General features: G+C 40.8%; 23 protein-coding genes. 10 read left to right on the top strand and 13 right to left on the bottom strand.

What is annotated here, in order from left to right; translation table 11 throughout:
* On the top strand, nucleotides 1-353 hold a 353-nt coding region (locus tag H589_RS20975; RefSeq protein ID WP_027720235.1), incomplete at its 5' end, for a hypothetical protein.
* A gap of 101 nt (nucleotides 354-454) precedes the next feature.
* Complete coding sequence (locus tag H589_RS0100620; protein WP_027720234.1) at nucleotides 455-1,522, top strand: FUSC family protein; 1,068 nt, start codon at nucleotides 455-457, stop codon at nucleotides 1,520-1,522.
* Here H589_RS0100620 and H589_RS0100615 read toward each other — a convergent pair.
* Nucleotides 1,512-2,177, bottom strand: a complete 666-nt coding sequence (locus tag H589_RS0100615) for a lipid-binding SYLF domain-containing protein (protein WP_245577003.1) — start codon at nucleotides 2,175-2,177, stop codon at nucleotides 1,512-1,514. The two genes, H589_RS0100620 and H589_RS0100615, sit on opposite strands and share 11 nt — an antisense overlap.
* A 211-nt stretch (nucleotides 2,178-2,388) precedes the next feature.
* Between H589_RS0100615 and H589_RS0100610 the strand changes: the two genes are divergently transcribed.
* Both H589_RS0100610 and H589_RS0100605 read left to right on the top strand, forming a co-directional pair.
* On the top strand, nucleotides 2,389-3,282 hold the full coding sequence (locus H589_RS0100610) for an AraC family transcriptional regulator (protein WP_027720232.1): 894 nt from the start codon (nucleotides 2,389-2,391) through the stop codon (nucleotides 3,280-3,282).
* Nucleotides 3,283-3,308: 26 nt separating this feature from the next.
* Nucleotides 3,309-3,770, top strand: coding sequence for an AraC family transcriptional regulator (locus H589_RS0100605; RefSeq protein WP_027720231.1), 462 nt, complete (start codon nucleotides 3,309-3,311; stop codon nucleotides 3,768-3,770).
* Between the two features lie 66 nt (nucleotides 3,771-3,836).
* Here the strand turns inward: H589_RS0100605 and H589_RS0100600 are convergent, their stop codons facing one another.
* The 4 genes from H589_RS0100600 to asnS form a co-directional block, all read right to left on the bottom strand.
* Nucleotides 3,837-4,715: an SMP-30/gluconolactonase/LRE family protein gene (locus H589_RS0100600; protein WP_051249558.1), complete on the bottom strand. Its 879-nt coding sequence runs from the start codon at nucleotides 4,713-4,715 to the stop codon at nucleotides 3,837-3,839.
* A gap of 62 nt (nucleotides 4,716-4,777) precedes the next feature.
* Nucleotides 4,778-5,557 (bottom strand): helix-turn-helix transcriptional regulator, encoded by a 780-nt coding sequence (locus H589_RS0100595; protein WP_027720229.1) that lies wholly within the window; start codon nucleotides 5,555-5,557, stop codon nucleotides 4,778-4,780.
* Between the two features lie 142 nt (nucleotides 5,558-5,699).
* Complete coding sequence (locus tag H589_RS0100590) at nucleotides 5,700-6,188, bottom strand: GNAT family N-acetyltransferase (RefSeq protein WP_027720228.1); 489 nt, start codon at nucleotides 6,186-6,188, stop codon at nucleotides 5,700-5,702.
* A gap of 121 nt (nucleotides 6,189-6,309) precedes the next feature.
* Nucleotides 6,310-7,701, bottom strand: coding sequence for an asparagine--tRNA ligase (asnS, locus tag H589_RS0100585; RefSeq protein ID WP_027720227.1), 1,392 nt, complete (start codon nucleotides 7,699-7,701; stop codon nucleotides 6,310-6,312).
* 263 nt (nucleotides 7,702-7,964) lie between these two features.
* On the opposite strand from asnS, the gene ftsY reads away from it, so the two are divergent.
* Nucleotides 7,965-9,692 (top strand): signal recognition particle-docking protein FtsY, encoded by a 1,728-nt coding sequence (ftsY, locus tag H589_RS0100580; protein WP_027720226.1) that lies wholly within the window; start codon nucleotides 7,965-7,967, stop codon nucleotides 9,690-9,692.
* 93 nt (nucleotides 9,693-9,785) lie between these two features.
* Here the strand turns inward: ftsY and H589_RS18860 are convergent, their stop codons facing one another.
* The gene (locus H589_RS18860; protein WP_245577001.1) at nucleotides 9,786-10,616 is read right to left on the bottom strand and encodes an RluA family pseudouridine synthase; all 831 of its coding nucleotides are present in this window, start codon (nucleotides 10,614-10,616) and stop codon (nucleotides 9,786-9,788) included.
* A gap of 197 nt (nucleotides 10,617-10,813) precedes the next feature.
* On the opposite strand from H589_RS18860, the gene H589_RS0100570 reads away from it, so the two are divergent.
* From H589_RS0100570 to H589_RS0100550, 5 genes are all read left to right on the top strand, one after another.
* Entirely contained in the window at nucleotides 10,814-11,737 is a 924-nt protein-coding gene (locus H589_RS0100570) for a DMT family transporter (protein WP_027720225.1), read from the top strand.
* Between the two features lie 167 nt (nucleotides 11,738-11,904).
* On the top strand, nucleotides 11,905-15,084 hold the full coding sequence (locus tag H589_RS0100565) for a UvrD-helicase domain-containing protein (RefSeq protein ID WP_027720224.1): 3,180 nt from the start codon (nucleotides 11,905-11,907) through the stop codon (nucleotides 15,082-15,084).
* Nucleotides 15,081-17,987 carry a PD-(D/E)XK nuclease family protein gene (locus tag H589_RS0100560; protein ID WP_027720223.1) on the top strand — a complete coding sequence of 969 codons (2,907 nt, stop codon included), beginning with the start codon at nucleotides 15,081-15,083 and terminating at the stop codon, nucleotides 17,985-17,987. Before H589_RS0100565 ends, H589_RS0100560 begins: the two co-directional genes overlap by 4 nt.
* An 81-nt stretch (nucleotides 17,988-18,068) precedes the next feature.
* Nucleotides 18,069-19,259 (top strand): L-2-hydroxyglutarate oxidase, encoded by a 1,191-nt coding sequence (gene lhgO / locus H589_RS0100555; RefSeq protein WP_027720222.1) that lies wholly within the window; start codon nucleotides 18,069-18,071, stop codon nucleotides 19,257-19,259.
* A 251-nt stretch (nucleotides 19,260-19,510) separates the two neighbouring features.
* A complete protein-coding gene (locus H589_RS0100550; protein ID WP_027720221.1) occupies nucleotides 19,511-20,590 on the top strand; it encodes an NAD(P)H-dependent flavin oxidoreductase in 1,080 nt (359 codons plus the stop codon).
* Between the two features lie 95 nt (nucleotides 20,591-20,685).
* Here the strand turns inward: H589_RS0100550 and H589_RS0100545 are convergent, their stop codons facing one another.
* From H589_RS0100545 to ybgF, 7 genes are all read right to left on the bottom strand, one after another.
* Complete coding sequence (locus H589_RS0100545) at nucleotides 20,686-21,231, bottom strand: hypothetical protein (protein WP_027720220.1); 546 nt, start codon at nucleotides 21,229-21,231, stop codon at nucleotides 20,686-20,688.
* A gap of 53 nt (nucleotides 21,232-21,284) precedes the next feature.
* Nucleotides 21,285-22,241, bottom strand: coding sequence for a tyrosine recombinase XerC (xerC, locus tag H589_RS0100540; protein ID WP_027720219.1), 957 nt, complete (start codon nucleotides 22,239-22,241; stop codon nucleotides 21,285-21,287).
* Nucleotides 22,216-23,181 (bottom strand): diguanylate cyclase, encoded by a 966-nt coding sequence (locus tag H589_RS0100535; RefSeq protein WP_027720218.1) that lies wholly within the window; start codon nucleotides 23,179-23,181, stop codon nucleotides 22,216-22,218. The genes xerC and H589_RS0100535 overlap by 26 nt, the downstream gene beginning before the upstream one ends.
* A gap of 90 nt (nucleotides 23,182-23,271) precedes the next feature.
* Complete coding sequence (locus H589_RS0100530; RefSeq protein WP_027720217.1) at nucleotides 23,272-24,111, bottom strand: HDOD domain-containing protein; 840 nt, start codon at nucleotides 24,109-24,111, stop codon at nucleotides 23,272-23,274.
* A 2-nt stretch (nucleotides 24,112-24,113) separates the two neighbouring features.
* Nucleotides 24,114-24,539 (bottom strand): hypothetical protein, encoded by a 426-nt coding sequence (locus H589_RS0100525; RefSeq protein ID WP_027720216.1) that lies wholly within the window; start codon nucleotides 24,537-24,539, stop codon nucleotides 24,114-24,116.
* A 44-nt stretch (nucleotides 24,540-24,583) separates the two neighbouring features.
* Entirely contained in the window at nucleotides 24,584-25,795 is a 1,212-nt protein-coding gene (gene dprA, locus H589_RS0100520) for a DNA-processing protein DprA (RefSeq protein ID WP_027720215.1), read from the bottom strand.
* A 21-nt stretch (nucleotides 25,796-25,816) separates the two neighbouring features.
* Nucleotides 25,817-26,650: a tol-pal system protein YbgF gene (gene ybgF, locus H589_RS0100515; RefSeq protein ID WP_027720214.1), complete on the bottom strand. Its 834-nt coding sequence runs from the start codon at nucleotides 26,648-26,650 to the stop codon at nucleotides 25,817-25,819.
* Nucleotides 26,651-26,845: the final 195 nt, after the last annotated feature.

Here is a 26,845-nt window from a genome sequence, read left to right as displayed (position 1 = left end):
GAGCTCCGTCCAGCAAAACCTTCCGAAACCAGCTCGCGTCATCTATTCATATCCGCTCAGCCTGCTGCTCAATTAAACTTTTATTCAATGATCTCAACACCTTGCGTTTTCGCTCAGTGCGGATTGGGAAACTATGTGAACCCGATCCAGAAGTCAACCATTTTATGACCGGTCAGTCAAAAAAAATCTCAGCTGCGCTGTGCCACTTAAGGCCGCACTCAGCCGAGAAAGAGGTTCTAGATAAAACACACCGCCACGTCAACTGCTTTTTGAATTATTTGTTATATATCTGCAACATTGGAAGTGAAAATGGCTTAATTACAGGGGTTGATGTTTTTTTAATAAGCCCATAAAAACAGACTCAACCTCTTGCCTTTCTATATATGATATCTATTAATACTCTTTTTTTGAGGAAACTTTACCTCCTTTACTATTAACTAAATACAAATCAGCTATGAAACAGGCTACCTTAAACACCCATAAAGCACATACCATTCATGGAATAAAAACAGGTGCAGCAGCAGTACTCGCTTACGTTGCAGCTAATATGCTCGATCTTAAATTTGGATATTGGGCAGCATTATCTGCAGTTATAGTTATGCAAATAAACGTAGCCGACTCTATACGTATGTGCTGGTACCGTTTCTCTGGTACAGCTATTGGTGCTTTTATCGGAATAATTTGTATTATGGGTTTTCCACAAACTCATTACATGACTACATTAGCTTTATTCCTGTCAGTAGGCTTTTGTGCATATATGACTAGATACAACGAACGATATAAAATGGCAGCCATAACAACTACTATTGTAACACTTGCCAGTCTAGGTGAACCTAATCGAATAGAATATGGTTTATTTAGAGTTATTGAAATAGGGCTTGGTGTTGGAAGTGCTTTTCTGGTTAATATTCTTGTCTGGCCAATGCGGGCAGCTGAAACATTAAAAGATGATTTGTTCAGGCAATTCGAAGAATGTGCTGAAAATTATGAAATGCTTATGGAAAACTTTCTTCAAAAACAGACAGGACTGGCTCCAAGCATGCTAGACACTTTCAATAGCAGAATGTCTAAAAACAGAGAAATATACAGCAAAGTAATCCGTCTTGAAAGTCTGCTATATATAGAAGATACCCAATTGCTGGGTATGAAAATCGAAACTCTTGAGAAATGTGCATCACATTTGCGAGCTATGCTGCACGCACTTAATAATGTTCACGGCGAAGGATACGATATCATTATGCAGGATGAGCTGCGCTTGCTGGCTAGAACTACTTCACGCGCAATGAGAAGTATCGGGTCTAAAAAAATTCCAGATGAAAAAGCTCTGCAATATGCTCTAGATTCAGCTCAAAACAGATTAGAAGAGCTACGTAATGAAGGTGTTACGCGCCGCTTTTATCTACAAAAAATGGTTCAATTTTTTGCTTTTTATCATAGTGCTCAATTTATATGTAAGGATCTTTTATACTACACGCAGGAAAGAAAACGCATTAAAAATAAAAAAGCCGCAACTAAAAATTAGCTCCAGCAAGATTGTACAGCAACCTGTCTGCCTCAGGTTTATCAAACTTATGGCTCATAAGCAGTTCACGGGGACTTATCTTTTTACCATAGTAGCGTTTATTATAATCAGGACTTACCATAAATGCTCCGGTATGGTAAGCCATTCCGCCAAACATCCCGGCTTGATAGACAAGAGCGAAGACATTACCCTGCACATCAAATGAGCCTCTATGGCTGCTATCATTTAAATGACCAATTGCAATATCAGCCCCCATCGACAGGTTCAATTTGCCAGTCAAAGCATCCTCAAGAGCCTGATCATCCATAAGAAAAACAAGCAAATTTTTCCCAACAACTCCACCCTGTAATCCTATATCTATACCTGCCATATTGTAGAAAACCGGACCATTCCAAAAACCGGTATCATCTTTTGCGCACAAAACTCCCGGTCCTGCCTCGGCTCCAATCATAAAAGCTGCTTTATATACATCAGGAAAAATAAACACAGCTCGAGCTGAATCAAGTAAATAGTTAATAGTAGGTCCGTCCGCTTCTTTCCTGATCTGATTTAACGCGCAAGCCGCAGAATCAACAATACGCTGTGTCGTTGTTGTCGAATTGCTTACACATGGACTCATAGTTATTTTTTTAACAGTATTACATGAAATCGGCATAAGTACGCTTAGTAATATAAATATACATTTTATCCTATTCATCCTTTAACTCTAACCATAGACAATAGTACTCATCAACCTCAATCTTTATAGCCCCCATAGAAGACGAACTTTTCAAACTAATTTTCAAATGATAAAAAATGTCATGAAATAAAATGCCTAATAGTGTCTATTTAAATTTATAAAGAATCCCACATGAAGGATAAAAATAATGTCGAACCTGATCAGACCATATAATGAAAGGATGATGGAAGTGATGCTTTACATCCAGCGTAACCTCGATGGGGATTTATCCCCAGAAATTCTTGCGGAGCTGGCATGCTTCTCTGTAATCCATTTTCATCGTATATTTAAAGGTATGGTTGGTGAGACTCTTAAAGAACATGTACGCAGACTACGGCTAGAGCAAGCGGCATACAATCTGACATATACAGATAAATCGATACTGAATATTGCACTTGGCTGTAAGTTTGAATCATCTGAAACATTTAGCCGAGCGTTCAAAAAGATGTTCAAAATTCCACCACGAGAATTTCGGATACAAGCCCATGAGCGAATTAATCCTGATGGCAAGAAAAGAATCCATTATCACCCGGTACCAACTCATAAAGAAATAAAATTCATAGATACTGACATCATTAATCAAGTGGAAATAAGAAAACGAAAAGAAACTATGGTAGCATTTATCAGGCACGTAGGCTCATACTTTGACGTTAAAATTGCCTGGGACAAACTGTGTTCATGGGCCAGTATTCACAATCTGAACAGCCCGGAAACTGAATATTTAGGGATTTGTTATGACGATCCAAATGTGACTCCCAAAGGGAAAATCAGATATGATGCATGCGTAACAATAACAGCTGAAATTGAACCGCATCCTGAAATTGGAATTCAGATAATTCCATGTAGTAAATATGCTGTTGCTATTCACCGCGGACCATACGAAAGATTAATAGAAGCATACCAAAACTTATACGGTAAATGGCTTCCTAAAAGTGGATTCGAATTAAGAAACAGTATCCCGTCGTTTGAAAAATATCTCAAAACTCCGGATCAATACGCTCCGGAAGATTTATTAACTGAAATTTGGCTCGGTGTTTATTAACTTTAAAAAATAAGGAGTATATAAAAATGGATGTAAAAATATGGACGTTAGATCCGGCAAAGATTGCTTACGTTGAACATGAAGGTCCCTACGAAGAAGTATATAAAGCGTGGGAGAGTCTTTGTGCATGGGCAGGGCCAAGTAGAATTTTCAGCGAGAAAACAAAATTCTATGGAGTTTACTATGATGATCCCGCTGAAACAGCACCTGAAAAATTGCACTCAGAAGCATGCATCACAATAGAAAGTGAAACCAGTGGTCCAGCTGAAATCAAATTCAAAGACTTTGCAGGTGGTAAATATGCTGTCTACACGCACCTTGGGCCATACGATGAGCTGGTCACTTCATGGACAAGATTTTACTCCGAATGGTTGCCACAGAGCGGAATGAAACTGGCAGACACTCCTTGTTTAGAGCAGTATATGAATGATCCTAAGAGTACTAAACCGGAACATCTGGTTACTTTATTGCTTATGCCCCTTAAATAATATACTAAATATAAATCCCCCGCGGCCATTTTGGACACGGGGGATTTGTTTGAATATTTACCGAGACTAAAAACTGACGATTAAAATTTTATTTTCCATCATCATGGGAATCCACATTTTTTTACTGTTTTTATCCAGATAGAAATCAGCTGGGCCAGCAATTTCTTCACCAGTATCTAGGACTGAGGATTCACCGGACTTAGAATTCAGCATAACGATTACTCCTTTTTTCTCAAAGGCGACCCAGTCAGAAAAAAGGACCTTACCATCATAAAGCGCAATACCGTCATAAAACCCTCCCTTAGAATGGATAATATCTGACTTTAAGCGTCCATTCTTAATTCTCCCCTTACTTATAAATCCATTTGGCTCATTATTTTTACCATATGAAGCAATGTAAACACTTCCATCTTCAGGATCAAAAACAATTCCATTTGGACCAGATAAGTCTACATCCGTTTCTATGCTTTTAATTGTTGGTGAGTCTCCAGAATCAAATTCATATAGCGCACCTGTATCAGTTGCTGAAACAAGTAATTTACCATCTCCAAGGATAGTGATGTCGTTAAGTAGAGACGTTCCTTTATCAGAAAAATCAAGATCATAGACTTGTGAACCGTCAGTAACGGAAAAACCTTTAACCCTGTCAATATCGGCAACATATAAAACTCCATTCAAAACAACCATGCCCTTTGGAGCATTAAGATTGCTTATAAACTTTCGTTCAATAACAGCACCATCAGCAGACAGGCGCGAAATAAACCCATCACCGTCCTTATCCATGGGCTTTAGTTTTTCCCCAACATTTGAGACATAAAAATATGTACCGTCTGAGATTACACTCTCAGGTGAAGCAAAGCCCTCGATTTTAACTGTTTTGGTTGTGCATGCAGCCGCTTGGATAATAAAAAAAATACATAGAATAAGAACTGAATATTTACGCATAAATTCCTCCTTGGTTTTATTCAAGAAGGAACCTATCGAATATGTAGAGGGAGGACTTTCGTTTAACGATCAGATTTTGATGATTTCAGTCCAGAACGATATTCTCTGGGAGTAAGACCGTAATGTTTCCGAAAAATACTGCTGAAATGGGAAAGGCTGTCATAGCCTGATTCGTAAGCTATCTCTGTAATATTCTTATTAGAATTCAAAATAAGTTGAGCGGACCATGAAAGGCGGCGCTCTCGGAGCCATTTTGCAGGAGTAGTATCAAATTTTCTCTTAAATTCACGTTTAAATGTAGAAAGGCTACGGCCAGACAAATCAGCAAAATCTTCTAAATTGATATTTTTATTGAAATACTGCTCCATAACGACACTGATATCACTTTGCCCTTCACTTCTGCACGATAAGAGAAAATCAATAAAATTTTCATTTCCCTCAGTTGAACAAAGATAATGTAGCAGTTCCCTGACTTTTAAACGCAAAAAGTTATTATCACTCCCCAGTGAAGAATCAAAAAGCTGTACTACAGATGACAGAAATATATTGATAGGTTCACTGACTTTAATTCTAAACACCGCTTTATCTGAACTATCAGTTTCATGACGTCCAGCTAAAGACTCGATAAAATCTGAAAACATGGAATCATCAAAAAAGAACAGAATCGTATCAAAAGCCCCTCCTTCATCAGGAATCATTTCAGACATAAGATGGCAGCCCTTCCGTGTAAAAAAGGCCTCCCCGCTTTTTATGACAATATCCCCTTCAGCAGAGTGAATATATTTAGTTCCTGACAAAACAAAAACAAGAGAATGCTGAGACACACAAATCTCGTGTCTCATTTCTGATTCCTGTCTCCTGTATTGGACAAAAGTAAGTCCATCCAAAGAAATACTTGGAATATCTTTTACTTTGTGTATGTAGCGGGGAATAGTAATCATATTGTACGAAAAAAAATGTGCCTAAAATGCATGCATACGAACTTTACAAACCAAGATTGGAATTCTTTTCATGAATCAACAGGCTCATTGGAATAAAACGAATTCCATTCATAACCTTCTCTTCATCTTGAACAATAAACCCCATCTTTTGGTAAAAATCCAACGCGTTCAGAGATGAATTAACCGTAATAACACTTCCTCTACCATGCTTTACGCATTCAAATACGATTTTATCGATCAAAACTTTACCAATTCCCTGCTTTTGAAAATCGGGATCGACAAACAATAGCCCCAGATGACGATAATTTCTAATCTCAGCAATCCCAACGAGTTTCCCTGATATCTTTGCTGTAAAAAAGAGGGCTCCTGACGAAAATCTCTCTAGCATAGCTTTGTTGTTGGTATATTTTCTAAACTCATTACTCCCTTCTTCAGAAAAGCTATTCGCAACACATTGATCGAAAATATTTAAAATAAAATCAACGGCATTTCCCACTTCGTGTAAATGCATCTCTTGTATTTGAATATTCATTTTTAAGCTTTCCTTTAAGCTAGAAACTAATCCTATCAATTACTGGCATGGAATATCTCTTGTATAAATATAACAACTATTAAGAGTTATCTAAAATTGCCAGGGCCCTGCTTAATATTATTTAGAATTCGAGATTTTTAGGAGTTCTGGGGAAAGGGATTACGTCACGTATATTAGTAACTCCGGTGAGGAGCATGAGCATACGTTCAAAGCCCATTCCAAATCCGGCATGAGGAGCTGTTCCAAAACGGCGGGAATCAAGATACCACCAGTAATCTTCTGACTCCATACCTGTTTCAGCAATCCGGCTTTCCAATACATCAAGCCTTTCCTCACGCTGAGAACCGCCGACCAGTTCACCTATTCTGGGAACAAGCAGATCCATAGCGGCTACAGTCTTATTATCATCGTTCACACGCATATAGAACGGCTTAATTTCTTTGGGATAATCATAAACGATTACAGGCTTCTTGAAATGCTTCTCTGTAAGATATCTTTCATGTTCAGTTTGCAGATCTTCACCATATTCAGGCCAGAATTCGAACTTTTTAGCCTTTTTACAACGCTGCAAAAGGTCTACAGCATCAGTATAAGAAATTCTCACAAATTCGTTATCCAGAGTATTTTTAAGAGTATCCATCAAGGTTTTGTCAACAAACTTTGCAAATAACTCAATATCATCAGCGCATTTCTCAAGAATATGATTGATGAGGTATTTTACCATTTCTTCGCCGAGATCCATATTGTCATTAAGATCAGCGAAGGCAACTTCAGGTTCTATCATCCAGAACTCAGCAGCATGCCGGGGAGTATTGGATTTTTCAGCGCGAAAAGTAGGACCGAAGGTATAAACCTGTCCAAGAGCCAAAGCATACATTTCAGCTGACAGCTGGCCGGAAACTGTTAAATGAGATTCCTGACCGAAAAAATCACTTGAACCTTGATCTTCTTTCTTAAGTTTTGACAGAGAATCATGATCAAGAGACGTCACCCGAAACATCTCGCCGGCACCTTCACAGTCTGAGCCAGTAATAATTGGAGTATGAACGTAGAAAAAGCCCTTATCACGAAAAAATTTATGGATAGCGTAAGACAACTCAGAACGGATACGAAACATAGCTCCGAACTTGTTAGTACGGGGTCTTAAGTGAGCAATTGTACGTAAAAATTCGTCAGAATGACGTTTTTTCTGAAGAGGAAAAGTCCCTGGATCAGCTGCGCCGAGCAGTTCAATAGAAGTGCCGCGAACTTCCCATTTCTGCCCTTTACCAGGAGACTCTACAAGTTCACCGCCAACACTTACTGATGCTCCGGTTGATACTTTTTCGAGTTCAGCCTCAATTTCAGGTGTATGGTCGATGATAGCCTGAATATTTTTAAGGCATGAACCATCGTTAATCTCCAAAAAGGAAAAGCCCTTATTATCCCGTTTGGTCCGGACCCAGCCTTTGACCAAAATATCAGAAACAGATTCTTTCGCATTCAAAGCATCTTTTACGCTTGTTCTTTTCATAAAAAGTCTCCAATCATTTCGTTTTGCAAAATATGTATCCGCTAGACGACCAAATTTCAACAAACTTATACATTATTTAAATATATGCGGGTCTATAAATTGTAACTCTGAATCCATCATTAATTATATGAACACTAGACGAACGATAATTCAGCCTTATTCTTAATCTGCTCCAAAGAAAAAAGGTTAAAGTCATACAGTTGCGAATCTGGACTGACTACGCTATCTTCGCCTGCTCAAAATAGATTTCAAAGGGGATTTTAATGGGATTCTTTTCTAAAGTAAAAAAATTGTGGACCAGCCCGGAAGATAGAGCTGATAAAGCTCTTAAAGACTTTCTTGGTGATGATTATCAGCAGGAAAAAAAAGTTGATGATGTTGAACTAAAAACAGAACAGGAGTCCATACCTGAGCCGATTGTTGAAACAACTCCAGAACCGGTACATGAAGAAAAGATAGAATCGAAAGCTCCAGCTGAAACTGAAATTTCAACCCGGCCTGAACCTGTACACCTGCCGGAGGAAGTCGCTGCCCCGAAAATCGAAACTTCCGTAGAGCCCCCAATTTCATCCGCAGATAAGACCATACGGGAATCAAAACCTCAGCAGCCCACTGTTGAAGTCACTAAGGTAGAACCTACTCCTGAAAGAGTTGATCCGATTACTGATGACACAGGTAAACATACTGAAACTACAGAACCAAAGCCTCAGCAGCCCTCTGTTCCAGAAACAGGGAAAGCCAGAATTATTGAACCGGTCGTCGCAGGTGCTACTCAGTCAGATGAAGAAAAACCTCAGTGGCAGCGTGATCTGACTAAATCTCTGCAGCAGGCTGAACCACGCCTTTCCGTGTGGCTCGGCTTAATTCTGGAAGATATTGAAGAAGCTGGAGAAGATCTCTGGAATCGTCTGCATTTTCTACTCGAAGCCCTTGAAGCCCCAAAAAATGAAGCTGATGACTTCGTCATTCGATTCAAAGAATGGCTTGAAGAGATGGACTACGAGTATGTGGAAGAATTCCGTTCCGAACTCCAGTACCGTCTGGCTCTTGCCCTTGAACTTGAGGATGAAGAAGATGAACGCAGCCGCCTGTTCATTAAACTTTCCGAAGGATTAACTAAGACACGAGAGCAGATTACCAAGCGCATTGACTCTTTGCTTTCCAGCCATTCAGCATTTGATGATGATTTCTGGGAAGAATTTGAAGAGATACTGATCATGGCTGACGTAGGTTTTGAGGCTACGACTGAACTTGTTGATCGCATGAAAGATAGAATCCGCAAAGCAGGCGAAACTAATCCAGAAAATTTCAAAGATCTGTTACGCGATGAAATTGACGATATTTTTAAAGTTCCAAGACGTATCAAAGCATATAACCCGCCGGAAGTTGTGATGATGATCGGCGTAAACGGTGTTGGTAAAACAACAACTATAGCTAAACTGGCGCATCGCGCTCAGATGCAGGGCCGCAAGGTTCTAATTGTTGCAGGTGATACATTCAGGGCCGCGGCAATCGGGCAGCTTGAAGTATGGGCCAAACGCGTCGGAGCAGGATTCTTTGCCAAAGGCGAAGGTTCAGACCCTGCAGCAGTTGCCTATGAAGCTATCGATTACGCTGTTAAAAATGGCTATGATCTTATGCTGCTCGATACAGCCGGAAGGCTGCACAATAAAGCCAACCTGATGGAAGAATTGCATAAAATAAGACGTGTCCTTGGTAAAAAACATGATGAAGCACCGCACCGCAGCATACTGGTAATCGATGCCACAACAGGACAGAATGCTCTCTCTCAAACAAAAATATTCAACGAATCCATCGGCGTTGACGAACTGATCCTCACCAAGCTTGACGGAACAGCCAAAGGCGGTGTCATGATAGCGGTGACTATGCAGCATAAACTACCTATCACCTACGTAGGTCTTGGTGAAAAGATGGAAGACCTCAGACCCTTTAACGGAGAGGACTTTGCTAAAGCATTACTAATTTCTTAGCCATCTGATTTATTAGATACAAAAATCCCCTTGGAGCAGTGCTGCAAGGGGATTTCTAATTTATGTATTTTTTTTGTTATAGAAGTCTAAATCCTAATCCCACTGAGCAGAACACTTCGCTTCAAATCCTGAAAATGATATCCGCTCATGATGCAGATACATCCGTCCCTGCTCATGCTCATCTCCATATACTGGATCGCCTACAATCGGGAATCCAGCATGAGCAAGATGTGCCCGTATCTGATGCCGGGCTCCCTTAGCAATCTGCACTCGAAGTAAAGTAGTTCCATCATAAAATGAATCAACGATTTCAGCTCTACTCCATCGAACGGAATCCCCCTGCTCATCCAATACTTTTGTACGCAAGCGGTCAGCCGTATCAAGTTTATTTTTTACTATAAAATCATCTTCCGGTTTCCCGTATACTTTAGCCAGATAGAACTTCCCTGCCTTACCTTGATCTTCAAGTTCGCGGAATCGGTTTTCCTGCTCCACACCGAATGCAATGAGCAGAATACCAGAGGTTAATTTATCAAGTCTGTTAGCGAGAATCGCCCCTCTATCGGGAAAAACCTCTGATAGGCAATCTTCAATTGAAGGTTCAGGACTTCCAGCTATTGCTGCAGAGTGCATATTTTCAGGTTTAAACAATGCCGCGAACTCAGCAGTCTCACTGATTATCGAAAGGGATGATACAACATCAGCAAAGCACTGTTTTTTCTGAGAATCAAAAAGAACTACTTTTGCTCCGCTGAACATTTTCAAACCTGAACGGCAGGAACGGCCATTAACTGTGACCAGTCCATTTTCTATAAGCCGCCTACGCTCCCGCAGCCCGCTACTAGGAAGCATTTTCAGTAAATATTTATCCAGACGCAAACCTTCATCAGCATCATTTACCTCGGTCATATCAATTTCATTCAATTTTTTTTTATCCAAAATATATACCTTTAATTAGTACTCAAAATGTCCAGTCAGGCTTTACGCTGGAAACGAAACAGCTTACAACTTTCTAGAGCACTTTTGATATTTAGAATCTAACTATTTCAACACAGACACGCAGTCTGTTCCATTCCAGTATATCTTTATTAATTATGTATCTTAATTATTGAGGGATTTCCGTGAACATTAAAGGTTGTATTTTCATACTCAGCGCTGCGGTCATGTGGGGACTAATAGGTCCCATCTCAAAATTCCCCATAGAACAAGGAATTAATCCCCTTGAAAATGCATTCTGGCGTGCTATTTTCGCATGGATGCTTTTCGCTGTCCATGCCTGCCGTATAGGTCAAATTAAAATAGCAGTAAAAGACCTGCCACAAATAATCGGATTCGGTATCGTAGGAATAACCATTTTCTATGGTTCATACCAACTGGCAGTTCAAGATGCAGGAGCAGCGCTGGCCTCGGTACTTCTTTACACGGCCCCGGCGTGGGTTGCAGTCATGTCATGGTTACTTCTGGGTGAAAGGATGGGACCGCTCAAAATAACTGCTCTGGTCATAACAATCACCGGAGTAGCCTGCGTCTCCCTCGGGCCCCAGATTCTTGGAACCGGAAAAGAAATGAATTTTACATGGTTCGGCATAGTCTGTGGTCTGACATCTGGATTCACCTACGCTCTATATTACATCTATGGAAAGACATTATTCGCCCGTTACACGACTCCGACTATATTTTTATATGCACTGCCAATCGGGGCAATATGTCTAACTCCATTCTTTGAATTCACTCATAAAACTCCAATTTCGTGGGGGAGCCTTATCGCACTGGCACTTATCTGTACATATGGTGCATACTCCGTGTACTACGCCGGATTAAAATACCTCGAAGCAACAGCTGCTTCTGTAATTGCCACCATCGAACCTGTAATTGCGGCAATTCTGGCATGGTTGTGGTGGAATGAAAGCTTCGACTGGACCGGATATCTGGGCAGTGCCTTGATCATTTCTTCTGTACTTATGATCGTAATGGAAAAAAGGATAGAGCTGTTCATATCCAGTTACAAATTATCCAAAACGGAAAAAGTTTCTGATAATATATAGCATTTTTCGCACAACATGATTATGCCAACTCCACTTAATGAAGTCCGCCTAAAATAAACTGCTCAAAAAGCAATATTTCAATAGTGCCCCTGCGATAAATTCAGGTGGCAGTTACCGGATTTATTCAAAATAAATAAGATCAGATATACCATATTAAAAGGATCACAATGTTAAAACAGGTAAAAGCCTCTGCCGGATCAGGCAAAACATATGAACTGACTGCCCGTTTCCTTTCTCTGCTTGCAGGAGCACAGGAAGAAGATTCTATTCCGGTCTGCAAAAGTTCTCAGGGCCGCGGATACTGCTGGCCCGAAATTATGGCTGTTACTTTTACAAATAAAGCTGCAGCAGAGATGAAAGAACGTGTTGTTCGGTCACTTAAAAACAGAGCATTAAATATTCAGGGAGATGGACTTGGCCGTGACTGGTCACCGGAGGCAGCACGTAAACAGCTTATTCCTATTCTGCAAAGATATAATCGTCTTAATATTCGTACCATTGACAGCCTGCTCAATCTGCTGGTCCGAATTTTTGCACTGGAATTAGGTCTCAGTCCAGAATTTGAACTGCTTTTTGAACCTTCAACCTTATTCGAGCCGAACTTTAATAAATTTCTGACACAATGCGAAGAAGGAGATGCTGTCCGCAAAAAACTTATGGATGATGCTGTGGACAGCCTTGTTTTACGAGAAAGCAAGCAAGGTTTCTGGCTTGCCGAACAAATGAAATTTAGATTAATTTCAATTCTTGAACACGTAATCGATAACCCAGCCGAACGCATGACCGATCAGGAAGAAATTGCAGAGTTGCTGCAAGGTCATTTCGATAAATTCAAGAAATCAATTTCCATTATGTCGGAGTTGATTAAGACCGACAAGCTGGCTGCGTCGTCACATTTCAATAATTATCTGGACCATGCATCCGGTATTGATTTTATGGGTGAAGCAAAAGAATCAGCCATGATAGCAAAGGACAGCTTTAAAGATTGTCTGCTGAAGAAATCAAAAGACAGTATTAACTCATATCACGAAAAAATTTATACAGGGTTAAAAGAAGCCCATAATGCATATCGTGATCAATCCATGATTCTGCGGGGTGCATATGCATTAGCTCCTTTTGTGCGCATTGTTGAAGAAATCAGAGCTGACATCATTGAATATCAGACTCGAAACGGTATGCTTCTTTCTGCCGACCTGCCAAAGGTTGCCAGCTATGTTCTGCAGGGAGGCAGCGCACTTCCGGACGCATTTTGCCGTATGGGCTCACGATTGCATCATCTGCTTATTGATGAATTTCAAGATACCAGTCTTGACCAATGGAACGCCATGGCTCCTCTGGCTGTAGAGTGCCTTTCCAAACGAGGCAGTCTTTTTTATGTAGGCGATGTGAAGCAGGCAATTTACAGCTGGCGTGGCGGGCGCTCTGAACTATTTGATGCAATAGCCGAAGATCAGGAGATTGCGAATCTTTCAGACCTTACCCCCGGAAATCTGGAGTACAACTGGCGCAGTCTTGAACATATCATAGGGTTCAACAATTCTTTTTTTGATGCACTTGCGGATTACGACCTCTCCATGGACATCGCAGAAATACTTTATCCCAACGGTCCTGAAGAACAGCAGATTGACCTTGCCCAGAAAATTTCTTTCTCATTTGAAAATGCATCACAAAAACTGCCTCCTGATCAAAACAGAGATGGTGGTTATGTAAGGCTGCGCAAGGTATTTGCAGAAACAGCACCTGAAATAGTCAATGAAACACGCCGCAATTTTGATCTGCTCATAGATGAATTGCTGCCACGCCGCCAGTATAGGGACATCTGCGTACTGGTCCGGTCAAATACACATGCCCAGCTTGCCTGTGACTGGCTGGTGGAAAAATCTATTCCGGTTATTACTGAAAACAGTTTACAGCTCGACCGCCACCCGGTGATCAGGCAGATAGTTTCACTGCTTAAATTTCTTGATTACCCGCAGGACGATCTGGCTTTTCTTGAATTTATTTGTGGAAAAGAAATTTTTCAAAAAATCTCAAATATCAAACATGAAGAATTATTCAAGTGGCTGGCAGATAGAGATAAAGGACCTCTCTATCGTCGCTTTGCTGAAAAATACCCTGATTTCTGGAAAGAACATATTTCGCCTTTCCTTCGCAAATCAGGGCTGATGACTCCATATGATCTTGGCAGTGAAATGGTTTCCAGATTTCAACTTATTGAAAATAATCCTCAAGACGAACTGTATATCCGACGTTTTCTTGAGGTTGTTCATCTGGCAGAAGAAAAACGAGGAACATCACTGGCATCGTTTCTGGATTTCTGGGAGCTTTCATCTGCAGAAGAGAAAGTGCCCCTGCCTGAATCAGTTAATGCTGTACGCATAATGACCATTCATAAATCCAAGGGACTGGAGTTTCCGGTTATTATAGTCCCCTTTCACAACTGGTCAGTCTCAGGGTCGGACACAACTTTCACTGACGTAGAAATTGAAGGCAGAAAAATGCTTACCCCCATGAGCAGTGCTCTCGGTGATGTATATTATGAGAACCGCACCCGCATGTTTACCGAGCAGCTCAACCTTCTATATGTGGCATGGACCCGTGCCGGTGATGAATTATATGGATTCCTGCCATCTGAAAAAATGAAAAACATAACCCCGGCTCTCTCAGCAATTGAAATAATTCTTGAAGGAAAATTTGATGATCTGGGAATACTGGAATATGGAATCAAACCCACTGCAATTAAAGCTGTAAAAGAAACAGGCCCCTTAGCTGACAACACTTCCAAAGCTGAAGAGATGTGTAAGCCTGAATCAGGAACGGAACTCCCCACGCAGGAACTCATGAGCTGGCTACCTAGACTGCGGGTATACAGGCATAATCTTGAGGATTACTCATATGACGCACGCATGCGAGGAGAACTGGCCCACAATGCCATGGAAAATTTGATCCTGACCGGAAATGATGCCGCCGATTGTTTAAAAAGTGCTGAAGCTGCATTTGCAAAATTCCCTGCAGTTACTGAAGAACATGATGAACTTGTACCGGAAATCACGGCCATGGCCCTATGGGCCTTAACCATTGATGACATCCGTACCGCTATCCAAATCGGCAGACCTGAAGTAGCCATTATGGATGAAAAAGGTGAAACCCATAGGGCAGACCTCCTGCTGCTGGAAGAAAAAAGAGCCTTGGTAGTGGAATACAAAACAGGTAAACCTAGTCCCGAAAATGAAAAACAGGTCAAAAGGTATTTGAAGTTGTTAAAAAAAATGTTCGGAAATGCAAAGGAATTACGCGGTCTGCTGGTCTACCTTGATGGTAAATTCACCAAAGAGGTGACCTTATGAGTAATCGTAGACCAATCCAGATCATTTCATGGAAAGAAGACTTCATTGAAAATTTGAGTGATATAATAATAGATGAATCAAATGGAGATTTAAGTGCTGTAACGGTGATTGTCCCGCATCATCGCCCTGCCCGTTATCTTAAAAAAGCACTTGCAGCATCTGAAAAACTTCCTAAACCGTGCATACTTCCCGAAATATATTCATTTTCTGACTTCGTATCATCACTGTTACCAAAAATTACAGCTGAATTTCCACGTAAAATTGGTAAACTTGATCAAGTAGGACTTCTTTTTAATATAATTGAAAAACTGCGCTCACAATCTACGGGGATGCTTTCAAAACTTCCTACTGACCTGCAGCAGTTTTTCCCATGGGGAACAAGGTTGGCTTCACTTCTAGATGAGCTGCTGCGTCAAGATATAAAGCCACGCAACCTGAACATGCTGCAGGGTGAAGTGCTGGACTGGGCTGCTGCCCTGCTTGAAGAAATAGAAATTATTTATGTCAGATATCTTGAAGAACTGGACAGACGGGACTGGACAACATCAGGCCTTGAAAGCAAAAGCCTTGTTGCCAATTTTGATAAGCTGGAAGAAGCCTTAAAAGGTCGCAAGCTTTATCTGGCCGGTTTCTATGGTTTAAGCGGAGTGGAAGATATGTTCTTTCACTATCTCTGGGAACAAATGCAAATGGAAATTATCTGGCACAGCGACCCTGCTTTAGCTGAAGGAGCAAAAAGCCATTTTGCAGTTAAGGAGCATCTTCACTGGCTGCATAACTGGAAAGCAGAAGCTGTATCGAATCACTCATCTGAAAACAGCCACACGCTGCCTGAACTGAAATTCTTTGAAGGATTTGACCGTCATTCACAATTATCTGCAATGAGGGATGAACTTTGTTCTGGAGAAATTAACGGTTGTGCAGTTGTTCTGCCGGATACATCATTATTACTTCCAGTTATGCATCACCTTCCGGAACAGGATGTAAACATCAGTATGGGCTACCCTCTTGGGAGATCGGCACTGAACGGTTTACTTGAAGCGATCCTGAAATTACAGGAAAACCGCAGTGGAAATACGTTTCACTGGAAAGATATTCTGGCTCTTATCAGACATCCCTATCTAAAAATGCTGGAAGTCAATGAAGAGCAGCCGTTAAGGACCATCTTCCATCAATGGGAAAATCAACTTCGCAATGGCGCTCCATACGCAGATCCCAATGATTTTGTTCCTGTATACAGTGATGAAAACGGAAACCTTGTTGATAATCCGGATAGTACTGAAGAATTACGTTCCGAAGTACTGCGGGTTTGCATTGATGGATTCAAAGATATTGAAACCTTATCTGAACTGGCTGACAGCATGCAGGATATGGCTGAAATGCTGCGTCAGCGTGGCGGTACTCTGTGGAACCGCTACCTGCTCGACTCGGAATGCCTGTTCAGACTTATGAATGAAGTAATTCCTGAATTACGTGAAAGCTTCATAAGCAATGAAATATTCGGTCAATCATTGTCCTTTTCAATTTTCAGGCAACTTCTGGCATCGCAGAGAGTCTCTTTTGAACCGGACCCGATTTCCGGAATGCAAGTACTTGGTATGCTTGAAAGCAGGTTGCTTAATTTCAAACGCACTTTTATTCTAGATACGGTCGATGATAAACTTCCGGGAACAGATCCATATGACCCGCTACTTCCTGATCAGCTGCGCCATCTGTTAGACCTGCCGGATTCACGGGAAAGAGAAAGCGTTGCAACTTATAACTTTTATCGGCTCATTATGGGTAGTGAAGAATCATGTATATTTTATCAAAGTGGAATTCAGCCAGGCCTGCTTGATTCAAAAAGTGTACGTTCAAGATTTGTAGAGCAACTTCTTTGGAAACTTGAGCAGCAAAGAAAAAAAATCATTACACCGTCTGAAAACTTTCCTCTTAAAGCGATTAATTTTCCAGTCGGGGCGATTGTCAACACCCCTGCAGAAATACCAAAAGAACCGGTAGCTGGAAAACTGGAAAATCTACTTAAGTTCAAGGGACTGTCTCCTTCCGCTATTGATTGTTATGTAGGATGTCCAAAAAACTTTTTTTTCAGATATCTTTCCAATGTACATGAAACAGATACTGTGGATCAGGACGGTGACCGGGCAGGATTCGGCGAACTTATCCACTCAGTGCTTAAAGATTTTCTTGCTCCGCATCTTAATAAAGAAATTTGCGGAAAAGATATGGATACCAGAGAATTGAATGATCTTTTTATGCAACGCCTTGAAAGAGACTCTCTATACTGTAATTTGCCGTATGACATAAAAAAATCACTTGAACAGGCAGGACAAAACAGACTTTCACTTTTTCTAAAGAATTTAAAGCCAACCACAATAGTTGAACTGGAATCGGATTCCCATGGCATGCTTGATATGGATAAATTCCCAGTAAAAATTCATGGCAGAATTGACAGGGTCGATATTAGAAATGCTGAACGCTATGTTCTTGATTATAAGACAGGAAGACTTCACCTGCCACGTAAATCTTTCTGGGATGATGAATCAATCTGGACCCCTGTTTTAAACGATCCTACAGCCATATATTTTGACGGCATAAATTTCTTGGAAAAAATAAAACAAAGTGCAGACAGTCTGCAACTTCCGTTGTATCTTCTAATGGACCACCACACTTCATTAGAGCTCCCAAAACAGGCTGCACTGGTTGAACTTGTCAAAGATGGCCACGAGAAAGGCTTATTTGATTCCAAAGTCAGCGAAGAAGACCGGGAAGAAATTATTGAAACTAAAATCCCAGCCCTGACCACACTCATCATTAATAATATGCTGAAAGAGAATACTTTCAAAGCAATCAGGTCAGGGCAATGCCAATGGTGTTCATACCGTGAAGCATGTGGAGCTTAAAAATTATCATATATATTTATTTGACATTAAAAATTCACGGTATAAAAATACATTTTTTATAAAATTCAAAGGACTATAATTATGAAGACAACAGAAATTCTGATCTGCGGTGCAGGCATCGTAGGTCTTACTGTAGCTCGCGAGCTAATATCAAAAGGTTATAAAAATATTTTGATTATTGATAAGGAAGATGAAATCGCAAAACATGCTTCAGGACGCAACAGCGGAGTGCTCCATGCCGGTATTTACTATGCTCCGGGAAGCCTGCGTGCTGTATCCTGTCTATCTGGAAATTTCAGAATGAAAGAATATTGCAGAGAAAAAAAACTTCCACTACTCGAAACCGGAAAAGTAATCGTCGCCAGAGATGAATCTGAACTTCCCACACTCCATGAATTATATAAACGGGCTACTGCAAACGGTGCTAAAGTAGAAATTGTAGATGAGCAGAATTTAAATGAAATAGAACCCAATGCAAAAACTACACATGAAGCTCTCTTCTCACACTATACAGCAGTTGTTGACCCTCGCGCAGTGATGAAATCACTGTACAATGATCTTGATGCAAGTGGAAAAGTTACTTTCATGCTTAATACAGCCTTTATCACATCTAAAAAAAACAATGTAATTGTTACTGATAAGGGTGAAATCAGCTGTGGACTTTTTATCAATGCTGCAGGCTCATACAGTGATAAAGTAGCACTCCCTTTCGGCTTTGGTGAAGGCTACCAGCTCATTCCGTTTAAAGGCATTTATAAAAAAATGAAAAAAGAAAAAGCCCATACAATTAAGGGAAGCATTTACCCTGTACCTAACATTAAGAATCCATTCCTCGGTATTCATTTTACCCGTGGGGCTACAGGGGATGTATACTTGGGTCCCACAGCTATTCCAGCATTTGGACGTGAAAATTACGGTATTATACAAGGTATGGACAAAGAAGCATTCGATATACTCCTGCGTGATACAATTCTTTTTATGCGCAACCCAAAATTTCGTTCTGTAGCATTTGAAGAACCTCGGAAATATTTTTTCAGCGCTTTTTTCAATGATGCCAAAAAACTTGTGAAAGAACTAAACCCTGATGATATCGAAAGTACTCCTAAAGTTGGTATCCGGCCTCAACTGGTAGATATAAAACGTAACGAACTTGTCATGGACTTCCTTGTCGAAAGTGATAAAAAGAGTGTACATGTATTGAATGCAATATCTCCTGCATTTACCAGCTCCATGTATTTCGCTGAAATGATTGTAGAGAAATACATACACTAAGAAATGTATATATAAATACAACGCAAAATAGCGCAGCATCATCTTTAATACAGAGATGTAACATCAAAAAAGGACTTGACTTAACGCCTCATACAGGAAAAAACTTTCCACGGACATAAAAACTACTCTTAAACAATAAATACAGGGATGTATGTATCTAAGGAGATCTTCAACCCTCAAGCTTTTCCAGCTTTTAAGTTGTTATAAATAGAGAGTAGCTTTAACATATACTGTAATAGGAGAACTTAATTATGAATCTTCCTCAGCTCAAAATTGGTGACCTCGTTGCCAAGGTGCCCGTAATTCAGGGTGGTATGGGTGTAGGAATATCTCTTTCCGGCCTTGCATCTGCTGTTGCAAAAGAAGGCGGAATCGGGGTTATTGCTGCTGCAATGATCGGCCTGACCAGCAAGAATGGCGGTAAAGATCATGCAAAAGCACACATCGATGCTCTTACTGAAGAAATTAGAAAAGCCAAAGAAATGACTTCCGGTATTCTCGGAGTCAATATCATGGTAGCGCTTTCAAACTTTGCTGATATGGTCAGTACTTCTGTTAAAGAAGGAGCAGACGTCATCTTCTCCGGTGCCGGACTGCCTCTTGACCTTCCCAAATACGTTACTGAAGGAGCTAAAACCAAGCTGGTTCCCATTGTCTCCTCAGGTAGAGCCGCTTCCATCATCTGCAAAAAGTGGATTTCCAGGTTCGATTACATACCTGATGCCTTTGTAGTAGAAGGCCCCAAAGCGGGAGGACATCTTGGTTTCAAACGTGAACAGCTTGATGATCCCTTGTTTGCTCTTGAAAAGATTCTCCCTGAAGTCATAAAAGCTGTTAAACCATTTGAAGAAAAAACCGGAAGAAATATTCCTGTCATTGCAGCTGGTGGAGTATACTCCGGTGAAGATATCTGCAAATATATTGAAATGGGCGCTGCAGGAGTGCAAATGGGAACAAGATTTGTTGCCACCCACGAATGCGATGCTAATGATGAGTTCAAACAGGCCTATGTAAACTCTACCGAAGACGACATGACTATCATTCAGAGTCCAGTGGGACTCCCAGGAAGAGCTGTCAAAAATGCTTTCCTGCAAGCTGTAACAGATGGTCAGAAAGCTCCGTTCAAGTGCCCTTTCCACTGCATCAAAAGCTGCAAAGTAGAAAAGAGTCCCTATTGTATTGCTTCAGCACTTATCAACGCCCAGCGCGGCAAACTTAAAAACGGTTTTGCTTTTGCTGGCTCCAATGCATGGAGGACTGATAAAATCATTTCAGTCAAACAACTATTCACTGACCTTAAATCTGAGTTTGATAGAGCCTGTTCTCGTTAAACTCATTTCCTCGTAGTTCAAATTAAGAAAGGCGTTCCATTCGGAGCGCCTTTCTTAATTAAATAAAGTCATTATTCACTATAAAAAATATATTTCTACTTGGCATTGCCATCAGCAACATCACTTTTATCTTTTGATTCTTCAGATTTAGCAACTTTTTTAGGAGCTATTTTTTTAGGAGCTGCTTTCGGTGTTGATGGCTTTGCTACCTTAGGTTTGTTTCGCTTTGTTGTTATTATTGACTCCAGCTTTTCAGCAGCGGCCTGAGTCTCTGAGGCTTCACCAAGATAATGCATCTCCCCTGCAGGCGAAATCCAATGCCACCCTTCAGGCTTTTTTAAAACACGGGCACCTTTTCCATCAAGATAATCTTTAAACGAAGCTTTTTCCAGACTTTCATCTATCTGCTGGTTAAGCTTACGGTTCTCAGCCATAACCTGAGTATGCCTAAAAATTTCAAATGCGCTGTGAACTAAATCAAATGCAGGGTCTGTAACTTCACTTTTTTTTGAGGAAAGTTCTTTCTCAAGCTGCGCAAGGTCTTTTTTAAGACTACGAATTTCAAAAAGAGCATCCTTTCTTGCTTCTTCACTTTTAGCGTCAATTGCATTGGTCACTGTTGCTGCAGTCTGCTTCTTCATTGAAATTCCTCCGATTAAAATTAGTTAATACTAAAAACCTATTAAAATTTATTCTACTCATCATCCCCATCTCTGAAAGGTGGTGCCTGATTTCCAGCTAAAGGATGAGCTTTGTCGTAGACATTCATGATATGTTGCAGATTTAAATGAGTGTACCGTTGCGTAGTGCTCAAATGTTCATGCCCGAGAAGCTCCTGAACAGAGCGCATATCAGCTCCGGACTGAAGCATATGCGACGCAAAGCTGTGACGGAGCATATGCGGATGAACACCACCATATACTCCTGCATTTTCTGCCATCCTGGCGAGAATACGATTAACCTGCCTGCGATTAATACGCGCCCCCCGATTGCCAACAAACAGAGCTTGCTCCTCTAATGCTGGGCGAAAATCTTCACGTACAGCCAGATATGCATCAATAGCTTTGCATGCAGTATCACTAAGGGGGGATATTCGCTCTTTATTCCCTTTTCCAGATACCCGGACAATTCCACTGGAAGTATCAGCGTCATATATATCAAGTGATATAGCCTCACTCACCCGTAAACCTGAACCGTATAAAATCTCAGCGATTGCCAGATCTCGTCTATCGGCTGGTTCATCACCAATATGTGCATCCAAAATACCAACAGCCTGATCCACGTTTAACGAACGTGGGTGACGAATTTCCTGCTTGGGATTACGTATACCTACCATAGGATCATTAGCGATAAACCTATGTCGTGTCATATATTTAAAAAATGATCTTAAAGAAGAAAGTTTACGGGATAAAGTAGACTTGGCAAGACGCTTGGCATGTAGCTTTGCTAGAAATTCACGAACCTGATCAGGTTTTATCTGCTCAGGAAGGGCTAACGACTTACGTCGTGTTTTTAAAAATTCCTCAAACTGAGTCAGGTCTTTTTCGTAAGAACGCAAGGTAGCTTTGGATGATCTTTTCTCTACATCCATATAAGTCATAAAAATTTGGACCGATTCAGGTAAATCAGTTGGTGCGGCGGTCGAGGACATAACTGCTCTTAGGGTTTTCCTTGGCTTTTTTCTTAAGCCCCATTGCAATAGCTGAAACTTCACCAAAATGTTTAAGCTTACCGTTAATATTAAAAACAACAGCAATAGAAATTGCCATCAAAGGAAAAGTCTGAATATTCCCCTGACGGTCAGTCGAAACTATGGACTTACGTTTGCGATCTTCCATGTCATAAAAATTTGGTACTATACTATCGAAAGAAAAGATGATGCGCTTACAAACTTCTTCAATAATTTCCGGTGAAGTTATTACAACAAAATCATCACCACCGACATGACCTACAAAAGTTTGTTCGCCAGCAAAGCTTTTAACCGTATTGACTATTATACGGGCACTCAGCATGAGGACTTCATCGCCGCGCGAAAATCCATACTTATCGTTAAAGGATTTGAAATAATCAAGATCACAATAAGCAAGTGCAAAATCCTGCTGACGATCAATCAAAGTTTGAATACGCTGAATAATGGAAGTATTACCGGGTAACTTAGAAAGCGGGTTTGCATCAAGGGCACGCAATGCCCGGCAGAGAGTCAGGTTAACCCTGTCACGAACAACAGATTTGATGAACGGACGCAATATAAAGTCATCAACTTCAATTTTATTCCAATCCCACGGATTATCAAAATCAGCTTCATCCATACAAACGATAACCGGAAGCTGTCGATAAACATTTTCACTTTTCACAAGTCGGGCAAGGTCAGAAGCGGAAACATCCTGCAGCCTATTATCCACTACCAATAAATCAGGAGGATTATTAAACAGGTCTTCTACAGCTCCTTTGGCTTCAGAATAAAAAGTGAATTCAAGCACATCTTCAGGCCAAATACTGCTTAAAAGAACTTTAAACTCTTCATCCGGTGAAACAAGAATTGCTCTGTTTTTTTTAACCCCAAGTAGTCCATGATTCTTATTATTGTCCATAAGCTACGCTTATCATCACTAAAAAATAACGTCAAAGATTCACTGCATTGTAAAAGCTTCTAATACAAAGCTGACTATAGGAAACATCTATTAGAAAGTAAGATCTGAAATTTCCATGAACTGATCTGACAGCTCATCCATAACAGGTTCAAGATCTTTCATCTTGAGTTTCAGAATTTTCATTGCCGCAGGTTTAAAATATGAAATCTGATCATCTCCACCGTTACCATACTCGAAGAGACGAACTAAAAAATCACCAACATGCACAACCGCAGCAGTCTGCTGATAAAATTGTGCTCTATCGGGATGATGGTGGTATGTCATTGCTTCGCGAACATTTGGAGGAAGATGCCAATGTCGTGCAAGCCATGAATTAATACGATCATGACCAAAGCCAAGAATCATACGCTCTGCATCATAATAGCAAACATTTTTTTCCTTTACTGTCATACGGACGGCTTCATTAAGTTCTGGAAGCTGAACTGCGGTAACGACCTTTCCAAGATCATGCAGAAGACCGGCTACAGTAAATTCTTCAGGATCATCAAATCCAGCAGCCTTGGCGATAGCACCACTTGCCAAAGCACAACCAAGACTGTGTTCCCATAGTCCAGACATGGCTTTCTGAATCATATCAAAGACTGAGGTAGAAATAATAATACCCCGGATAACATTTAGACCGAGCAATACCAAAGCATGCTGAATAGTAGTAATTCTACCCGGAAAACCATAAATAGGAGAATTAACCATTTTCAGAACCTTGGCAGAAAGAACCTGATCCTGAGAAATTACTTTTGCTACCTGCTCTGTCGAAGAGTTAGGATCATCAACAAGTTTGGTTACTTCATCAAGCACCGTTGGCAAAGTAGGCAGATCCGAGGTGGAAAGAATCTGTCCTTTAACACTGGTTTTTAAATCCTGATCGGACACAATTACACCTCACCGTTTTCAGAGGCTTCTGCGGCGGCAGCTGCTTCTGCAGCTTCAGCGGCTTCTGCGGCGGCCTGCTCTTCTGCAAGTCTTGCAGCTTCTTCTTCAGCTTTTTGCGCTGCAGCCTTCAAATTGAAATACTCGCGAAAGAAACCTTTCACACGGAACATCCATTTATCTTTGGAGTATCGACGAAAAAGAAAATCAAGACGCTCAGCTTTTTGCGCCCACGAAGAATTGCCATTGTCACCCAAATCCAAAGGCGTACCTTTGACAACAATGCGCTCAACATTCATTGATTCCAATTTACTGATAATACCTTCAGTCAGTTCCAAACCTTCAGCCAGAACAACCATTCCATTCTCACGAGTGACTGGTTTGTCTAGCTTCATACCCGGTTTTGCAAGTTTAACTGGAATTTTCTGCATCAGTCGAATATCTCCTAATGAAAATCAAAAATAGTAACTTAAACTCAGCAACGATTGAGATCATAATACATGCCGGGAAAGCGCACAACAATTCCCTTTATTTCCATACCGAGTATTGCTGAACCAGCAAGAGAAACATCTACCCCGGCACTTCTGGCAATCTCATCAATATGAAGCTTGCCACCGGAGTTCAAAACGCTTGCAATCTCTGACTCAGGAGACTTCAATGTTGAAATATCTACTATGGCTTTAGCAGGTAGAGAAGCGGCAGAGCTATTATTTTCAGAACTGAGCTTTACTGTGTTAACCATTACTTTCGACCTTAATGGGCATACAGTTTTAGCTTCATAATTCATATCATTATCAGCACTAAGCGAATGCCTGATATTCATTAAAACATCTTCGGCTGTTTCAACTAAAGCTGCTCCCTCTTTAATCAGTTTTAGGCAACCTGAAAAGTTTTTTTCACCAATGGGGCCGGGAAGAGCCATAACTTCTCGTCCTTGTTCAGCTGCAAGGCGAGCAGTTATAAGACTTCCACTGGCAATGTCGGCCTCAACAACCAGCACCCCGACACTAAGTCCGCTGATTATACGGTTGCGAAATGGAAAATTTCCAGCATAAGGCCTGGTCCCAGGAGAGAACTCTGAAACAACAAGTCCCCTTCCAATCATTTCTGTTCGCAAATCTTCACTGTCAGCAGGGTAATTCTCAATATCCAACCCTGTGCCTAGAACCGCAATTGTCGATCCAATACCCTTTAATGCCTCTTTATGAGCACATCCGTCAATTCCCCTTGCAAACCCTGAAACAACTGTCACCCCATTTCTTGAAAGCTCGCCAGAAATTCTGCGAGCGTAGTCAAGACCGAGCCTGCTGCTCTTGCGTGATCCGACAATACCTACAGAAGGATTACCTAACAAGGCAGGATCACCATAATAATAAAGATATGTTGGAGGATCCGGAATTTCTTTTAAAGATACAGGAAAGAGAGGGTGAGTCCATGGAAGAATGCCAAAACCAAGCCGCATGGCTTCTTTATACTCTTTTTCAGACTCTGCACGCCAGAGTTCTTTAGCGGCATTATCCGCACAGGCATCAGAGGACAGCCCTCTCTGGACCCAATTGGAAGAATCTTTTAAGGCCGCATATGCACTATTATATTGCTTAAGAATCCGAGACCATGATTTAGGGCCGAGACCAGGTGTATGCCGCAGGGCCAGACATGCAAAATATTCTTCCTTGAGTGAATTCAAATTTCGCCCACCATGTAATGATTATCCCTCAATTTCGAGTAATCTGCTTCTGCCAATTTTAGCAGGGTCAGACTTAGGGTATTCATCGATAAGTGTACGCAGATAAAAAACTGCATTTTCGCGGTCACCTAGTTTGTCATAAGCAAGGCCTATTTTAAGCATTGAATCAGGAACCTTACCAGCTTTTGGAAAACGTCTGCTGACCTCTTTAAATTTTAATATGGACTGAGCAAAGTTTTTTTCAGAATAATATGTCTCACCTATCCAGTAAAGTGCATTAGGAGCTAGTTTAGATGAAGAATTATCTGTAAGATATTGAGTCAGCAGATTTCTAGCTTCAAGCGGTTTGTCGTTTAAAACCAAATGAACTCCTTCCTGATAAAGCGTATCGCCGCTAAGAGGGGATTTCATTTTCGAATCTTCAGAAGCTACTCTCTTAGTTGCAATCGTAGAATTTTCACCAGGAACATTCATCCATGGTTTTTCCTCACTGCTTGCAGCACCGCCCATAACAACTGCTTCTTCTGTAATAACTTCAACAGGAGTAATTTCCTCTTCCGATTTCATAGCCAGCATTTTCTGCTGATTCTCTTTTAATTCAGCAAGAGTCTTATCAAGTTCAGTCATACGATCTTGAAGCTTTCCAATCTGCGCAGTTGTATCATTATGATTGCGCTCCATCTGATCTTTTTGTTCGTGCATCCCTTCCTTGAAATTGAGAAAACTCTCTTCAAGGCTTTTAAGCCGCCACTCTTCACTTCCGCCCCACGCAGGCTGCTCAGGCTGCTTGCTGGCAAAACAACCACAAATAGAGAAAACCAGAATGACTACTGGAAGGATACGAAAATACTTCATCAAACATGTCTCCGAATGACTTATGGAACTCATTATAATAATTTCAGCGAAACGCATTTGTTTACTGTAAATGATGAATTTGGTTCAAGTTTCAACGGCTTTAAAGTAGGACACTTGGAACCATTTGGCAAGCAGATCAAACCTTTTACAGAATGATTACCGTAGTCCACTTGCTTCCAGACCAAAATTAAGGCA

Source organism: Maridesulfovibrio zosterae DSM 11974, assembly GCF_000425265.1.
Lineage (GTDB): Bacteria > Desulfobacterota > Desulfovibrionia > Desulfovibrionales > Desulfovibrionaceae > Maridesulfovibrio > Maridesulfovibrio zosterae.
Note: the sequence above shows the minus strand (reverse complement) of the source record. Positions and strands in the feature narration are given on the sequence as shown.

Coding starts and splice junctions, on each gene's coding strand:
- H589_RS0100620 (WP_027720234.1), top strand. CDS start 455: ATGAAACAGGCTACCTTAAACACCCATAAAGCACATACCATTCATGGA.
- H589_RS0100615 (WP_245577003.1), bottom strand. CDS start 2,177: ATGCCGATTTCATGTAATACTGTTAAAAAAATAACTATGAGTCCATGT.
- H589_RS0100610 (WP_027720232.1), top strand. CDS start 2,389: ATGTCGAACCTGATCAGACCATATAATGAAAGGATGATGGAAGTGATG.
- H589_RS0100605 (WP_027720231.1), top strand. CDS start 3,309: ATGGATGTAAAAATATGGACGTTAGATCCGGCAAAGATTGCTTACGTT.
- H589_RS0100600 (WP_051249558.1), bottom strand. CDS start 4,715: ATGCGTAAATATTCAGTTCTTATTCTATGTATTTTTTTTATTATCCAA.
- H589_RS0100595 (WP_027720229.1), bottom strand. CDS start 5,557: ATGAGACACGAGATTTGTGTGTCTCAGCATTCTCTTGTTTTTGTTTTG.
- H589_RS0100590 (WP_027720228.1), bottom strand. CDS start 6,188: ATGAATATTCAAATACAAGAGATGCATTTACACGAAGTGGGAAATGCC.
- asnS (WP_027720227.1), bottom strand. CDS start 7,701: ATGAAAAGAACAAGCGTAAAAGATGCTTTGAATGCGAAAGAATCTGTT.
- ftsY (WP_027720226.1), top strand. CDS start 7,965: ATGGGATTCTTTTCTAAAGTAAAAAAATTGTGGACCAGCCCGGAAGAT.
- H589_RS0100565 (WP_027720224.1), top strand. CDS start 11,905: ATGTTAAAACAGGTAAAAGCCTCTGCCGGATCAGGCAAAACATATGAA.
- H589_RS0100560 (WP_027720223.1), top strand. CDS start 15,081: ATGAGTAATCGTAGACCAATCCAGATCATTTCATGGAAAGAAGACTTC.
- lhgO (WP_027720222.1), top strand. CDS start 18,069: ATGAAGACAACAGAAATTCTGATCTGCGGTGCAGGCATCGTAGGTCTT.
- H589_RS0100550 (WP_027720221.1), top strand. CDS start 19,511: ATGAATCTTCCTCAGCTCAAAATTGGTGACCTCGTTGCCAAGGTGCCC.
- H589_RS0100545 (WP_027720220.1), bottom strand. CDS start 21,231: ATGAAGAAGCAGACTGCAGCAACAGTGACCAATGCAATTGACGCTAAA.
- xerC (WP_027720219.1), bottom strand. CDS start 22,241: ATGTCCTCGACCGCCGCACCAACTGATTTACCTGAATCGGTCCAAATT.
- H589_RS0100535 (WP_027720218.1), bottom strand. CDS start 23,181: ATGGACAATAATAAGAATCATGGACTACTTGGGGTTAAAAAAAACAGA.
- H589_RS0100525 (WP_027720216.1), bottom strand. CDS start 24,539: ATGCAGAAAATTCCAGTTAAACTTGCAAAACCGGGTATGAAGCTAGAC.
- ybgF (WP_027720214.1), bottom strand. CDS start 26,650: ATGAAGTATTTTCGTATCCTTCCAGTAGTCATTCTGGTTTTCTCTATT.